The organism is Blautia sp. MSJ-19 (genome assembly GCF_018918125.1).
Classification (GTDB): domain Bacteria; phylum Bacillota; class Clostridia; order Lachnospirales; family Lachnospiraceae; genus Blautia_A.
Window position 1 is genome coordinate 132627 of the sequence record NZ_JAHLQA010000042.1, and the last position, 13816, is coordinate 146442.

Annotated in this window: 13 protein-coding genes; 11 read left to right on the forward strand and 2 right to left on the reverse strand. The window is 43.8% G+C overall.

Annotated features, from left to right (window positions below; all coding sequences use genetic code 11):
* The first annotated feature begins 55 nt into the window (after positions 1-55).
* From coaBC to KQI91_RS14415, 3 genes are all read left to right on the forward strand, one after another.
* Complete coding sequence (gene coaBC, locus KQI91_RS14405) at positions 56-1264, forward strand: bifunctional phosphopantothenoylcysteine decarboxylase/phosphopantothenate--cysteine ligase CoaBC (RefSeq protein ID WP_216393454.1); 1209 nt, start codon at positions 56-58, stop codon at positions 1262-1264.
* A 96-nt stretch (positions 1265-1360) separates the two neighbouring features.
* Positions 1361-1999 carry an ECF transporter S component gene (locus KQI91_RS14410; RefSeq protein WP_216393455.1) on the forward strand — a complete coding sequence of 213 codons (639 nt, stop codon included), beginning with the start codon at positions 1361-1363 and terminating at the stop codon, positions 1997-1999.
* Between the two features lie 25 nt (positions 2000-2024).
* Positions 2025-2789 carry a type III pantothenate kinase gene (locus tag KQI91_RS14415; protein ID WP_216393456.1) on the forward strand — a complete coding sequence of 255 codons (765 nt, stop codon included), beginning with the start codon at positions 2025-2027 and terminating at the stop codon, positions 2787-2789.
* 72 nt (positions 2790-2861) lie between these two features.
* Here the strand turns inward: KQI91_RS14415 and KQI91_RS14420 are convergent, their stop codons facing one another.
* The gene (locus tag KQI91_RS14420; protein WP_216393457.1) at positions 2862-3743 is read right to left on the reverse strand and encodes an RluA family pseudouridine synthase; all 882 of its coding nucleotides are present in this window, start codon (positions 3741-3743) and stop codon (positions 2862-2864) included.
* Positions 3744-3932: 189 nt separating this feature from the next.
* Here KQI91_RS14420 and KQI91_RS14425 point away from each other — a divergent pair, with 189 nt between their 5' ends.
* The 3 genes from KQI91_RS14425 (at position 3933) to tagD (ending at position 7109) form a co-directional block, all read left to right on the forward strand.
* Positions 3933-5105, forward strand: coding sequence for an SGNH/GDSL hydrolase family protein (locus tag KQI91_RS14425; protein ID WP_216393458.1), 1173 nt, complete (start codon positions 3933-3935; stop codon positions 5103-5105).
* A 155-nt stretch (positions 5106-5260) separates the two neighbouring features.
* The gene (locus tag KQI91_RS14430) at positions 5261-6664 is read left to right on the forward strand and encodes an InlB B-repeat-containing protein (protein ID WP_216393459.1); all 1404 of its coding nucleotides are present in this window, start codon (positions 5261-5263) and stop codon (positions 6662-6664) included.
* Between the two features lie 34 nt (positions 6665-6698).
* Positions 6699-7109 (forward strand): glycerol-3-phosphate cytidylyltransferase, encoded by a 411-nt coding sequence (gene tagD / locus KQI91_RS14435; protein ID WP_216393460.1) that lies wholly within the window; start codon positions 6699-6701, stop codon positions 7107-7109.
* A gap of 35 nt (positions 7110-7144) precedes the next feature.
* Here tagD and KQI91_RS14440 read toward each other — a convergent pair whose 3' ends face one another.
* Positions 7145-7966 carry a polysaccharide deacetylase family protein gene (locus KQI91_RS14440; protein WP_216393461.1) on the reverse strand — a complete coding sequence of 274 codons (822 nt, stop codon included), beginning with the start codon at positions 7964-7966 and terminating at the stop codon, positions 7145-7147.
* Between the two features lie 509 nt (positions 7967-8475).
* On the opposite strand from KQI91_RS14440, the gene eno reads away from it, so the two are divergent.
* The 5 genes from eno to KQI91_RS14465 all read left to right on the forward strand — a co-directional run bounded on the left by eno (position 8476) and on the right by KQI91_RS14465 (position 13797).
* Positions 8476-9819, forward strand: coding sequence for a phosphopyruvate hydratase (eno, locus tag KQI91_RS14445; protein WP_216393462.1), 1344 nt, complete (start codon positions 8476-8478; stop codon positions 9817-9819).
* Between the two features lie 81 nt (positions 9820-9900).
* The gene (secG, locus tag KQI91_RS14450) at positions 9901-10140 is read left to right on the forward strand and encodes a preprotein translocase subunit SecG (protein ID WP_216393463.1); all 240 of its coding nucleotides are present in this window, start codon (positions 9901-9903) and stop codon (positions 10138-10140) included.
* A 70-nt stretch (positions 10141-10210) separates the two neighbouring features.
* The gene (gene rnr / locus KQI91_RS14455; RefSeq protein ID WP_216393464.1) at positions 10211-12238 is read left to right on the forward strand and encodes a ribonuclease R; all 2028 of its coding nucleotides are present in this window, start codon (positions 10211-10213) and stop codon (positions 12236-12238) included.
* Positions 12239-12252: 14 nt separating this feature from the next.
* Positions 12253-12720: an SsrA-binding protein SmpB gene (smpB, locus tag KQI91_RS14460; RefSeq protein WP_216393465.1), complete on the forward strand. Its 468-nt coding sequence runs from the start codon at positions 12253-12255 to the stop codon at positions 12718-12720.
* A 117-nt stretch (positions 12721-12837) separates the two neighbouring features.
* Positions 12838-13797 (forward strand): hypothetical protein, encoded by a 960-nt coding sequence (locus tag KQI91_RS14465; RefSeq protein WP_216393466.1) that lies wholly within the window; start codon positions 12838-12840, stop codon positions 13795-13797.
* Positions 13798-13816 lie beyond the last annotated feature (19 nt).

A 13816-nucleotide genomic window follows, 5' to 3' on the forward strand; every position in this document is an offset into this window, starting at 1 on the left:
CTGTTATAATGAAACAGATGCAGAAAAGCATTGTCAGCCAAAGGAGGAGAACGAGATGTTAAAAGGCAAAACCGTCCTTCTGGGAGTAACCGGAAGTATTGCGGCATACAAGATTGCATATCTTGCAAGTGCTTTGAAGAAACTTCATGCACAGGTACATGTGCTGATGACACAGAATGCCACGAATTTTATCAATCCTATTACGTTTGAAACACTCACCGGAAACAAATGCCTGGTGGATACCTTTGACAGAAATTTTCAGTTCAGTGTGGAGCATGTTTCCATCGCAAAGCAGGCGGATGTGGTGATGATCGCACCGGCGAGCGCAAATGTGATCGGCAAGCTGGCACACGGAATTGCAGATGATATGCTGACAACTACGATCATGGCATGTAAATGTAAAAAGATCGTTTCACCTGCCATGAATACAAATATGTATGAAAATCCGATCGTTCAGGATAATCTGGCGATCCTGCAGCATTATGGATACGAAGTGATCGAACCTGCCAGTGGTTATCTGGCATGTGGGGATACGGGAGCCGGCAAAATGCCGGAGCCGGAAATGCTGTTGGATTATATTCTCAGAGAGATTGCCAGGGAAAAGGATCTCCTGGGCCGGAAGGTTCTTGTAACTGCCGGACCTACACAGGAATCGATCGATCCTGTGCGTTATATCACCAATCATTCTTCTGGAAAGATGGGCTATGCGCTGGCAAGAGCAGCCATGCTCCGCGGGGCAGACGTGACGCTTGTAAGCGGACCGTGTGCAATTGAGCCACCACCGTTTGTGAAACTTGTTCCGGTTGTAACCGCCAGAGAAATGTTTGATGCAGTGACATCTGTAAGCTTTGAGCAGGACATTATCATCAAAGCTGCGGCAGTGGCAGACTATCGCCCGGCAAATGTTTATGAGGATAAGGTCAAAAAGCATGACGAACAGATGAGCATTGAACTGGAGAAGACAGACGATATCCTTGGATATCTTGGAGAACATCGGCTGCCTGGTCAGTTTTTGTGTGGATTTTCCATGGAAACTCAGAATATGCTTGGTAATTCCAGAGCCAAACTTGGAAAAAAACATCTGGATATGGTTGCTGCCAATAATCTCAAAGTGGCAGGAGCAGGATTCCAGGGAGATACCAATGTTCTGACTCTGATTACACAGGATGAAGACGTATCACTCCAGCTTATGAGCAAGGAGGATGCAGCCAACGTCATCCTGGATAAAATTCTCTCGATTCAGAAAGAAAGAGAGGAACAGTAACCCGTTTACCAGGAGGCGGGTAAATAAAAATTCATATGCCCGCAATTCCGCACCGTATTGTATCCCGCGTAAGGGAACGATAACAAGGAGGAAAACATGAAAACAAAGAAATTTACCACATCACAGCTGACTATTCTTGGCCTTATGGCAGGAATCCTTTTCCTGATGGCTTACACACCACTGGGATATCTGAACATTGGTCCGCTGGCAGTAACATTTAACGTGATTCCGGTTGCAGTCTGCGCCATCGTACTTGGCCCGACAGGCGGCGCGATCGCAGGAGCTGTTTTTGGTCTGACCAGTTTTATGCAGGCAATGGGAATTGGTGGAGTAAGTGCACTGGGATCAGCACTGTTCCAGATCAATCCGTTTATGACTGCCGTACAGTGCTTTGGACCACGTATTCTTGATGGAATCTGTATCGGTTTTATTTACAGAGGCATTCACAAAAAAGCCAACACTTATGTGTCCTGCGCAGTGACCGGATTCTTTTCCGCTTTTCTGAATACTCTGTTCTTTATGACGGCATTGGTTGTGATGTTTGGAAATACAGAACTGATCCAGAATCTGATGGGTGGACACAACATCATCGTTGGATGCTGCCTGATGGTTGGCGTGAATGCAGTCAGTGAAATGGTTTCTTCTACGATCATCACAGCGGCTGTAGGAACAGCACTTTCCAAAGCACATCTGATTCCGGCAGCTCAGATTGCAAAACCAGATACTGCTGCATAAAAGCCTATAGACAGGAATGAAAACTATGATTTTAGCCATTGATATTGGAAACACCAACATTGTTGTTGGCTGTATTGATAAAGAAAAAATATATTTTACGGAACGAATTTCCACGATTCGTACAAAGACCGAACTGGAATATGCAATAGATATCAAGACGATCCTTGATATCTATCATATCAACCGGTCGGATATTGAGGGAGCCATTATTTCTTCTGTTGTACCGCAGATTACATCGGCAGCGAGACTTGCCGTACAGAAAATTCTGAAGAAAGATGCTATGATCCTTGGGCCTGGAGTAAAGACCGGACTGAATATCATGCTGGATAATCCGGGGGAGATGGGAGCAGATCGAGTAGCAGATGCGGTTGCAGCTCTGGCACAGTATCCTGTTCCGCTTGTGATCATCGATATGGGGACAGCGACTACGATTTCGGTAGTGGATGATAAGAAACACTATATTGGAGGCATGATCCTGCCAGGTGTGCAGATATCTCTGGATGCATTGACGTCCAGAGCTTCACAGCTGAGTGGAATCAGTATCGAGGAGCCAAAGAAGATCATTGGAAAGAATACAGTAGACTGTATGAAAAGTGGAATTCTTTATGGCAATGCGGCCGCTGTGGATGGTATCATTGACAGAATCGAGGAAGAACTTGGACAGAAGGTGACTGTGATCGCCACAGGCGGAATGTCAAGAAAAATCATTCCACACTGTAAACGTAAGATGATCCTGGATGGAGATCTTCTCCTGAAAGGCCTTCAGATCGTTTACGACAAGAATAAATAAACAAAAGCTGTTTTTCACAACGGAGATCTATATTTCCGAGGGAAAAACAGCTTTTTACGTTTTTATCTGTAGCTAAAAGAAATTACACATATCTTCCGGAACAGGAGCCGTCAGACACAGTTGCCGGCCGGTGATGGGATGTCGGAATTCCAGTTGAAAAGAGTGAAGCGGCTGCCGGCAGAACTGATCATATACCGGATGGTAAAGATAATCAGCAGGAAGAGGATGACCGATATAGCCCATATGAACGCGGATCTGGTGTGTGCGTCCGGTTTCCAGATGAATCTCGAGAAGAGAATTGCCGTTTTTGGTTTCCAGTCGCTGGTAATGTGTGATTGCTGTTTCGCCATTGATAAAATCTACATGACGTTCAATCACAGAATCTGCAACACGACTGATCGGTGCGGAAATGGTTCCTCTTTTGTGCGTGATTCCCTCAACGACAGCCAGATACGTGCGGCGGATCTCACGATTTCGCATCTGGACTGAGAGGACGGCAGCACTCAATGCGTTTTTTGCGAGAATAAGTGCGCCGGAAGTGTCCCGGTCCAGACGGTTGATACAGCGAAAAGGACAATGTTCGCCCTTGCTTTCCAGATAAGCAGTGATACCGTTGGCGAGGGTATTGGTATAGTTTCCGATAGAAGGATGGACAGGCATGTCGGCTGGCTTGTTGACCACGAGAATATCTTCATCTTCATATAATATGGAAATTTCCATGGGAGTAGGAAGAATATTCTCGGAGGAAACGGTTTCCTGAAGACGTACACGCAAACAGTCACCGGCGGTAAGCACGGTTCTTCCTCCGGCTTTCTGTCCGTTTACCGAGAGGGCTTCGTGGTCGGCTTTCATTGCGGTCAGGATGTGTCTGGAAAATCCTTTCCTGCGAAGAAAGCCAAGAACGATCATACCGTTCTCCGCATCTGAAACAGAGTAAGTAAAAATACGGTCCATAGTAGTGCTCCATTGTTAAAACAGAATTTCTTTTTAATGGAAGACTATCACAGGAGAAACTATCTGTCAAATAGGTGTTCTTCCGGAAGTACAGAGTATATATGCAAAAAAGCATGGAAAAAGATTGCAATTAAAAGATAAACAAAGTATCCTGTAATTAGGATATCAAAAATAACAGGGGGAGATGTGATGAAAGTGAACAGTGATTTCGGGAGAAGAAAAGGAATATGCGGACTGCTGTTACTGCTTTTTGCAATCCTTCTGATAGGTGATGTACACCCGGTATCAGCAGCATCTGACAGTTCATACTGCTATGTCAGATATTATACTCGAAATGGTGGAAGGGAATATAAAGAGCTGAGGCAGAAGGTGAGAAAAGGAAGAACGATCACGCTGCGGACAATCCCGACGGAAACAGGTCAGATCAGTCTTGGATGGGCAAAGACAAAAGGTGGAAAAGTCTGGAGAAAGCAAAGCAGCAGAGTTAAGATAACAAGAAATCTGAATCTCTATGCGATCAAAAAGAACCGCTCAGTTGTGGTTTTGTGCAGAGAGGACGGCAGAGCATACCGGACAGTTTCCAATGAAAAAGGTACCGCGGTATTTCCGCTTCTGGATGTCGGGAATGGGGATATGTTTCTGGGATGGTCAAAAACAAAAAACAGATCCTCGAATCCAGAGTATTATGCAGGGGACAGGATTCCATCAAAAACAGGTACTTACTATATGGTAGTGTTTCGGCAGTCACAGGATCAGGCACCTGCGGTGCGGGCAACACAGAATAAATTTAAAAGAGTATATTTTGTAGGCGATTCCAGAACTTATGGAATGGGAGTGGCTCTGGGCAGAGCGAAACCTTCAGATACTGTTCTGATCTGCAAAAGAGGAGAAGGCTTGAAATGGCTGCAGAGTACTGGATTTAAACAACTGTATGCGGATGTCAGAAAGCAGCCTAAAGACATAAAAAAAGCGGTAATCGTCAATATGGGGGCAAATGATCTGTGGAAAAATGGCATGTACAGTTCTTACCCGGAATATATGAAAAAGATGGCAGCAAAACTGAAGCCTTACAATTGCAAAATGTATTATATGTCTGTGAATCCGGTAAACAGCGCCATGATCAAAAATTATCTTGGCAGAGTTTCAAGAACAGAAAAGCAGGTGAGGGATTTTAATCGTATGATCCGGACGGTGATCTGCACCCGAAAAGGAGGATATACATATATGGATATCTGCAGCGGTCTGCAGAAAAACGGATGGATCAGCAGCAAAAATAATACGGGCACTTATGATGGTGTGCATTATTCGAATGAAACGTATCTGCGCATTTATGATTCTTGCATGGAGTTTCTGAACAAATAGAGCGGTCATTGGAAAATGTGACGAAAATATGAAATTTGATTTAAAAATACATTGCATCATCAGATGAAAACTGTTATAGTGAACACACAGGGCGTTTGAGAACTCTGTGTTATTATTTGGAAATGAGTAGTTGCAAAGAAAATAAGGAGTTATTTATGAGAAAAATTACTGCCAGATGGAAGTGTGTATGTCTTTTAGTAATGCTGTTAGCCGTAGTTGGTGTGTTTGGAAGTCCACAGAAGGTTCGGGCGGCAGAGGAACCGGTTGTGACACAGACCTGTAAAGTTACTTTTGCAAATGCAAAGGGTCAGATTTCCAGCGATTATTACCGCAAACTTGCCAGAACAGTAGAAAAAGGCGGCTATATTGAGCTTCCGAAGGTAAACAGATCAGGATATAAAGCGGTCTGGATCGCTAAGATTGATGGACAGCAGTACAAATATTCTGCAGGCCGTAAGATCCAGATCAACCAGAATACAAAGTTCTGTCTGAATCTGTACAGAGAATATACGGTGCGCTTTTACACGGCAAACGGAAAAAAAGAATATACAAGTCTGAGACAGACGATTGTTACCGGCTATAATGCCAAGCTGCCGTCTCTGAGTTCTAATGAAAATTACAAATTTACGGGCTGGGCGACAAAAGCCGGCGGAAAAGTATCCAAAAAGGCGGGAGCTTCTGTTAAAGTAAAAAGTAATCTCAAATATTATGCGGTGCAGCAGAAGGTTACCGGAATCAAATTGTACAAATACGATGGATCTTACTGGAAGAATGTGTCCAATTCCTCTGGAACGGCAACATTTCCGGCAGTTAATCTGAATTCTGGTAACATGTGTCTGGGATGGTCTCGCACAAAGGGCAAGAATAAACTTTCGAATGCTGATTACAAGGCAGGAGACAGGATTCCTGGAAAAAGTGGCAAATATTATATGGTAGTTTTCGGAAGCTCTATGGATAAGGCTCCGACGACTATAAATTCTGCTTTTGCATATGACAGAGTGTTTATGGTAGGAGATTCTCGAACAGTAGATACAAAGCTTGCACTGGGAGAGTCTGCTCCGTCCAATGTTGAATTTATTGCAAAAGGCGGAGAAGGACTGACCTGGTTTAAGAGTACCGGATACAGTACCCTGCTCAGGTCTGTAAAATCTATGCCGAAGTCTGCGCGGAAAGCTGTAGTCATCAATCTTGGCGTCAATGATCTCAGCAGTGGCTCTGCCTATGTGACATATATGAAAAAGGTTGCGACGAATTTAAAGAAATATAACTGTAAGATGTACTATATGTCTGTCAATCCGATAAACAGTGCGATGGTTCGCAGCTCCGGTGGAAAGAACAGGACAGAAGCACAGGTGGCTGCATTTAATAAGACGATCTACCAGAAATTGTGTACCGGAAAGAACAAATCTTTTACGTACATCAACACCTGTACAAATCTTCAGACATATGGCTGGATCAGCAATCGTTACAATGCGGGAATTTATGATGGACTGCATTATTCTGATGAGACGTATCTTCGTATCTTTGATTATTGTATGAGATGTCTGAACAGATATTAAGACAGAGATTTCATATAAAGAGAGGAATACAGAAATGAAACGTGTAATCACATACGGAACCTTTGATCTGCTGCATTACGGACATATCAATCTGCTGCGTCGGGCACGACAGATGGGAGATTACCTGATCGTTGGTCTTTCTACGGATGAATTTAACTGGAACGAAAAACAGAAGAAATGCTACTTTTCTTATGAGAAACGCAAACAGCTTCTGGAAGCGATACGTTATGTGGATCTTGTGATCCCGGAGGAAAACTGGGAGCAGAAACGCACAGATGTCAAAGAGTATCATGTGGATACTTTTGTGATGGGAGATGACTGGAAAGGAAAATTTGACTTCCTCAGGGAAGAGGGATGTGAGGTGGTATATCTTCCACGTACACCGGAAATTTCCAGTTCACAGATCAAAGAAGATCTCCATACAAAAGAAAAATCAGACAAATAAAATTAAGAGAACAGTTAAAATGGGCTGACCGGAATTCAGATTCCGGTCAGTTCTTTTAATGAATGGAACTGATAGCCCATTTCTTCCCATTTTGTCAGCAGTTCATCGAGAATCTGCCCGTTGGTGGAAGAGGTATTGTGCAGAAGGACGATTGCACCGGGATGAATGCGGCTGAGCAGTTTCTGGAAGGCTTCTTCTCTGGAAGGCTGCTGATCCTGAATCCAGTCCACATAAGCAAGGCTCCAGAAAAAAGTGGAATACCCCAGTTCTTTCGCCATAGAAAGATTGGACACGCTGTAGATCCCCTGAGGTGGACGATAAAATCTGGTCATCTTTTCGCCGGTGACAGATTCATATAGTTCTTCCACGCCCTGAAGCTGTTTTTGGAAAGCTTCTTTTGAGGAGATGCCGGACATATCCGGATGAGTCATCGTATGATTGCCTACGGTGTGTCCTTCTGAGACTATGCGGCGGATAAGTTCTGGCTGGTCTGCGATAAAGTTTCCGACAACAAAGAATGTGGCAGGGGCATTGTGCTTTTTGAGCGCATCCAGAATCAGAGGCGTATTTCCGTTTTCGTAGCCTGCATCAAAAGTGAGATACAGGATTTTTTCTTCGGTGTCATCAGCATAATAGGCATTGTATGGACGGAGTTCTTCAATTGATGCATTGCCGACCGGACGCGTGCCTTCCTGCTGGAAACTCAGCCCCCAGCTTACCGATTCGGAAGAGGCAGGAGAGGCAGAAAAAGTTTTTTGGTGAGCATGGAGCTTTCCTATCTGGGCACCAAGGATAAAGGCACCGGCCAGAAAAAAGATCAGTTTTGGAATAAGAGGAAAGGGATGAGAGGATTTCATAGAACCTCGGGAGATTTGTTTTTAGAAAGTATATGCAGAAGGGTAAAAAATTAGAGCCATCAGATTTTTGATTTCTGGTGGCTCTTTTACTGTTCAGTTTCCAATGGAATGTACCTCCTGTGAAAGTTAAAACATTTGGAATTAGATGTTTACGTTCTTGGTGGTCCGTACCTCTCTTTCATAAATTATAAAGGAAATTCATTTAAGTTTCTGGTGGTCTGTACCTTCCTTTCTTGAATTGCTGGAAATCACTTAAGTTTTCGGTGGTTTCACGCTCCTTTTTCTTTATTTTGTAGTTCCTTTTGTTTTATGATCTAACTATAACAGATAATATCGTGATTGTCAATATAAAAATAGAAAAAAATAAGAAAAAAATATAACAGACTGTAAAAATGAAAAAAGATATAGAAATAACTGAAAATATAAAACGAAACAAAGGTATAGAAACCAGCCAGAAGGAGAAAATAAAAAATGTCAATCATAAAAAAGAAAGTTAAGGAGGTCAGAGTATGTTTCGTTATCTTCCTGTTCGAAAAGTTCATGCCAGGCAGGTGCTGGATTCCAGAGGAAATCCGACTGTGGAAGTGGAAGTTACAGTAGGAGAAGGAGTGATTGGGATAAATGGATACACTGCGAGGGCGATTGTTCCGTCCGGAGCATCTACCGGAAGGTTTGAAGCGGTAGAATTACGCGATGGGAAAAAGGGCTATTATACGGGGCTCAGCGTGGAAAAAGCAGTGCAGAATGTGAATACCAGACTTGCGGATGCAGTTACAGGAGAAAATGCCCTGGATCAGAATCGAATCGATCAGATTCTGATAGATACAGACGGGACAGATAATAAAAGCAGTGTCGGTGCGAATGCCACGCTTGGTGTGTCCATGGCAGTAGCAAGGGCTGCGGCAATGGCATTGCGTGTTCCGCTGCATCAGTATCTTGGGGGATGCCATACGAAGATAATGCCTGTTCCGATGATGAATATCCTGAATGGTGGAAAGCATGCGGACAATACCGTTGATCTGCAGGAATTTATGATCATGCCTGCCGGTGCGGAAAACTTTGAAGAAGGAATTCGCATGTGTGTAGAAATTTACCAGCTTCTTCGCATTCTTCTAAAAGAGCGAGGGTTGTCTACAGCGGTTGGTGATGAAGGGGGATTTGCACCGGATCTGGCGGATTCCAGAGACATTCTTGCAGTCATCGTGCAGGCAGTGGAAAAGGCGGGATACAGACCGGGAAAAGAAATCTGGATTGCAATTGATGCGGCGGCCAGCGAACTGTATGATGAAAAACTGGACTGCTACTATTTCCCGGGGGAAAGTCAGATGAAGGGAAAAGAAATCCTTCGTAATGCAGAAGAAATGATCGATTATTATGAAAGCCTTCTGGAAGAATTTCCGATTGTTTCCATTGAAGACGGACTGCAGGAAGATGATTGGGATGGATGGCAGAAGATGACGGAAAGACTTGGCGGCAGAGTGCAGCTTGTGGGGGATGATCTGTTTGTGACGAATATCAAAAGGCTGAAATGTGGTATACAGCTTAAGGCTGCGAACGCGATTCTTGTAAAAGTCAATCAGATCGGAACGCTTAGCGAAGCTATGGATGCCGTAGAGATGGCGCAGCGTGCGGGATACAGAGCGGTGATCTCTCACAGATCAGGAGAAACGGAGGATGATTTTATTGCGGATCTGGCAGTTGCGACGGGGGCAGGACAGATTAAAACCGGCGCACCGTGCCGATCAGACAGAAATGCAAAATACAATCAGCTGCTTCGGATCGCAGAACGACTGGAAAAAATGGCAGTCTATGAAAATCCTTTTGAAAAACAGGGTACGGACAGGGATTTTTAGCGTGGAAATAAGTAAAAACGGTTGAAATCAAAGGTCTGTTATGATACAATAACCTCTAGTTGATTAGGAGGTGTAACCGAAGTGCAGATACTGAGAACTATTCTTACTGTTATTTTTGCCATAGATTGTATTGCTCTTACTGTCGTTGTTCTGATGCAGGAAGGCAAGCAGCAGGGTCTGGGTGGAACGATTTCCGGTGCAGCAGATTCCTACTGGGGAAGAAATAAAGGACGTTCTATGGAAGGTGGTCTTGTTCGAGCTACCACAATTATGGCAGTGTTATTTTTTGTACTGGCAGCAGTTTTGAATATGAATTTTTAAGAATTGTCAGAAGGAAACACTCTTGTATAATCACAAGAGTGCTTTTTTTTCTCAAAGTAAAGGAGCATAATTGAGCAGAAAGAAAATTTGGGAAAAGAAAAAACAGAAAAAATTTTCCAAAGAAAAACAGATCTTTAAACCAAAGAAAAAAGATATCCGTGCACTCAGTAAACAGGGGCTGGTCAAAGAGGGAACGTTTATTGGAAACCACAAGGGGTTTGGCTTTGTGGAAATCGAAGGCGAAGAGGAGGATATCTTTATCCCGGCAGATGCAACAGGGACTGCCATGCACCAGGATCGTGTGCAGGTTCTTCTGAAAAAGGAATCCAAAAGCGGAAAACGCAGAGAGGGTGTTGTATACAAGATACTGGAGCGTGTTAACCAGGAAGTGGTCGGGACTTTTCAGAGAGAAAGGGATTATGGATTTATTCTCTGTGATAATCAGAAGTTTTCAAAGGATATCTATATTTCGCCAAAAAATGCCAGGGGTGTCCGTGACGGGGATAAGGTTGTGGCGGAGATCGTTGATTATGGAAATGAACATCGCAAACCAGAAGGAAAAATCAAAGAAAATCTTGGCAGTATGAATGCTCCGGGTACAGATATCCTTGCTATTGTCCGCAGTTTTAGTATTCCGACAGAATTTCCGGTAAAGGTTATGAATCAGGCGATGCGTGTGCCGGATCATGTGCAGGAAGCAGACAGAGACGGCCGCAAAGATCTGACCGGACTTGTGACGGTAACGATCGACGGGGAGGACGCCAAAGATCTTGATGATGCCGTGTCTCTTACAAAAGAAAATGGTATTTATCATCTTGGAGTGCATATTGCTGACGTAAGTAATTATGTGCAGGGAGGCAGTGCACTGGATAAGGAAGCTTTGAAGCGGGGAACAAGTGTATACCTTGCAGATCGTGTGATACCGATGCTTCCGGAACGTCTTTCCAATGGAATCTGTTCATTGAATCAGGGGCAGGATCGTCTGACATTGAGCTGCCTCATGGATATTGATGAAGAAGGAACTGTGGTAGGACACGAGATTGCAGAAACGATCATACGTGTAGATCGCCGCATGAGTTACAATCAGGTGCGCCGCATTCTGGAGGATGGAGATACTGAAACTAGCAGAGAATATCAGGAATTCGTACCGATGTTTTTCCTGATGAAAGAACTGTCCGCTCTTCTGAGAAGCAAACGACATAACCGTGGATCGATTGATTTTGATTTCCCGGAAAGCAAGATCATACTTAATGGAGCCGGCAGAGCGATCGATGTAAAGCCTTATGAGGCAAATGTAGCAACACAGATCATAGAAGATTTTATGCTGATGGCAAATGAGACCGTGGCAAAAGAATATTGCCGCGGCGAGTATCCGTTTGTGTATCGTACGCACGAAAATCCGGATCCGGAGAGAGTGGAAAGTCTATTGACGCTTCTCAGGCATCAGGGTATTCAGGTACGAAAAGCACGGGAAGAGATCTCGCCAAAAGAAATTCAGGAAATTCTGGAGCAGATCCAGGGAATGCCGAATGAGACAATGATCAGCAGACTGATGCTGCGAACTATGAAACAGGCACGTTATACAACAGAATGCAGTGGACATTTTGGACTTGCTGCAAGATATTACTGTCATTTTACTTCTCCGATCCGAAGATATCCGGATTTACAGATCCATCGTATCATTCGTGATAATATCAGGGGGAGACTTCAGAGAGAAGGCAAGACAGAACATTACAGAGAAATCCTTGAGAATGTGGCAGAACAGTCCAGCGTATGTGAGAGGCGTGCACAGGAAGCAGAGAGGGAATCAGACCGTCTCAAAAAGGCAGAGTATATGTCTTATCATCTGGGAGAAGAATTTGAGGGAATCATTTCCGGCGTGACTGCATATGGACTTTATGTCGAGCTGCCAAATACAGTAGAAGGACTGGTGCATATTACGGCACTGTCCGATGATTACTATGCTTTTGATGAGGAAAATTATGAACTCCGTGGTGAGCTGACCAAAAAGGTATATCATCTGGGACAGAAGTTACGCGTCCGTGTAGCAGATGCAGATGCACTGAGAAGGACTGTCGACTTTACTGTGGTTGAATAAAGGAGGTGTTGTTCATGGCAAAAAAAGCCGGAATGAAACTGATCGCGAATAACAAAAAAGCCTTTCATGATTATTTTATAGAAGACACATATGAGGCCGGGATTGCATTGGCCGGAACAGAAGTGAAGTCACTCCGCATGGGCAAATGCAGTGTAAAAGAAGCATTTATCCGGGTAGAAAAAGGCGAGGTTTATATTTACGGGATGCATATCAGTCCTTACGAAAAGGGAAATATTTTCAATAAGGATCCAATGAGAGTCAGAAAACTGCTTCTGCACCGCCATGAGATCAATAAGATCGAGGGAAGCCTGCAGGAAAAAGGACTGACACTCGTTCCGCTGAAGGTGTATTTCAAGAATAGTCTGGTGAAGCTGGAGATCGGTGTGGCACGAGGCAAAAAACTTTACGATAAGCGACAGGATATTGCAAAAAAAGACCAGAGAAGAGAAGCAGAAAGAGAATTTAAAGTCAAAAATCTGTAATTTAAAAAAGTGTGAATTCGCAGACATTTGGTTGACAACGATTTGATAGCCTGTATAATGAAAAGAAAAAGATAAAATGATATAACTATTCCGCAATTTGAATAGGAGGAATGAGATATGTTCAGAAAAAAATATCTGGCGGCAGCCGGATTTATGATACTTGCAGTGGCGGCGGCCGGATGTGGAAAAAAGAATGACACTTCTGTGATACAGCCGACACCGACACCGGTGCAGGAAGAAGCAGTATCTCCTACACCAACAACAGAGCTTGTGAATATGGAAGCAACAGTCGAAAAGAATATTATGGGTGAAAAGACATCTACCGCATCCAAGGTAACAATCGTGAATCAGACCGGTTCAGAGATCGCTGCGATCTACATTCGTGAAACACCTTCCGATGAGGATGAAGAGGCAGCAGATGAATGGGGCGATGATCTGGTAAACGGAAGCTTCACGCTGAAGAGCGGGGAAAATGCAGTTTACTATTATGAGAAACCGTCTTCTTCGACTGTAACGTATGATATCCGTATTTCTTATACAGACGAAGAAAAAAATGAATGCTTTTTCAGAAATCTTCCACTTACTACGATCAAACAGCTGACACTTCGTATGGATGGAAAAGACGATGATGCGATCCCGTATGCAACTTATATGACTGCAAACAGTACCAGGGAAGTTTCTACGCTGAATGATGTCAAGAAGAGACTGGGACTTGAGGTAGATGAGGAAGACAGTGATTCTGTGACACCGACTCCGTCACCGGACAGTGAAGATAACAGTTCAAATTCAAATAATACACCGTCAACAGACAGTGACAACAACGATCCAAGTCCTACCAGCACACCGTCTGATAATGATGGAGATAATACGAATCCGACCGATTCTACGATCCAGACAGCAGAAGGTTATATCGGTATGTCTATCGATGACCTGGTCGGTGCAGTGGGCGGAGCGCAGTCTTCTGAATATGAAGAGGATGCTGCAACAGGAACGACAGGCTATTATTATTATTCTAACTTTACGGTTTCTACTTCAGTGGACGAAGATGGAAATGAAATCGTAACAGGTGTATGGTAAAGAATACCGATGCGGAATG

What these genes read in the sequence shown, in the direction of transcription:
- KQI91_RS14430 (WP_216393459.1), top strand. Translation starts at nt 5,261, where the DNA reads ATGAGAAAAATTACTGCCAGATGGAAGTGTGTATGTCTTTTAGTAATG.
- coaBC (WP_216393454.1), top strand. Translation starts at nt 56, where the DNA reads ATGTTAAAAGGCAAAACCGTCCTTCTGGGAGTAACCGGAAGTATTGCG.
- smpB (WP_216393465.1), top strand. Translation starts at nt 12,253, where the DNA reads ATGGCAAAAAAAGCCGGAATGAAACTGATCGCGAATAACAAAAAAGCC.
- KQI91_RS14425 (WP_216393458.1), top strand. Translation starts at nt 3,933, where the DNA reads ATGAAAGTGAACAGTGATTTCGGGAGAAGAAAAGGAATATGCGGACTG.
- KQI91_RS14415 (WP_216393456.1), top strand. Translation starts at nt 2,025, where the DNA reads ATGATTTTAGCCATTGATATTGGAAACACCAACATTGTTGTTGGCTGT.
- KQI91_RS14440 (WP_216393461.1), bottom strand. Translation starts at nt 7,966, where the DNA reads ATGAAATCCTCTCATCCCTTTCCTCTTATTCCAAAACTGATCTTTTTT.
- tagD (WP_216393460.1), top strand. Translation starts at nt 6,699, where the DNA reads ATGAAACGTGTAATCACATACGGAACCTTTGATCTGCTGCATTACGGA.
- KQI91_RS14465 (WP_216393466.1), top strand. Translation starts at nt 12,838, where the DNA reads ATGTTCAGAAAAAAATATCTGGCGGCAGCCGGATTTATGATACTTGCA.
- eno (WP_216393462.1), top strand. Translation starts at nt 8,476, where the DNA reads ATGTTTCGTTATCTTCCTGTTCGAAAAGTTCATGCCAGGCAGGTGCTG.
- KQI91_RS14420 (WP_216393457.1), bottom strand. Translation starts at nt 3,743, where the DNA reads ATGGACCGTATTTTTACTTACTCTGTTTCAGATGCGGAGAACGGTATG.
- KQI91_RS14410 (WP_216393455.1), top strand. Translation starts at nt 1,361, where the DNA reads ATGAAAACAAAGAAATTTACCACATCACAGCTGACTATTCTTGGCCTT.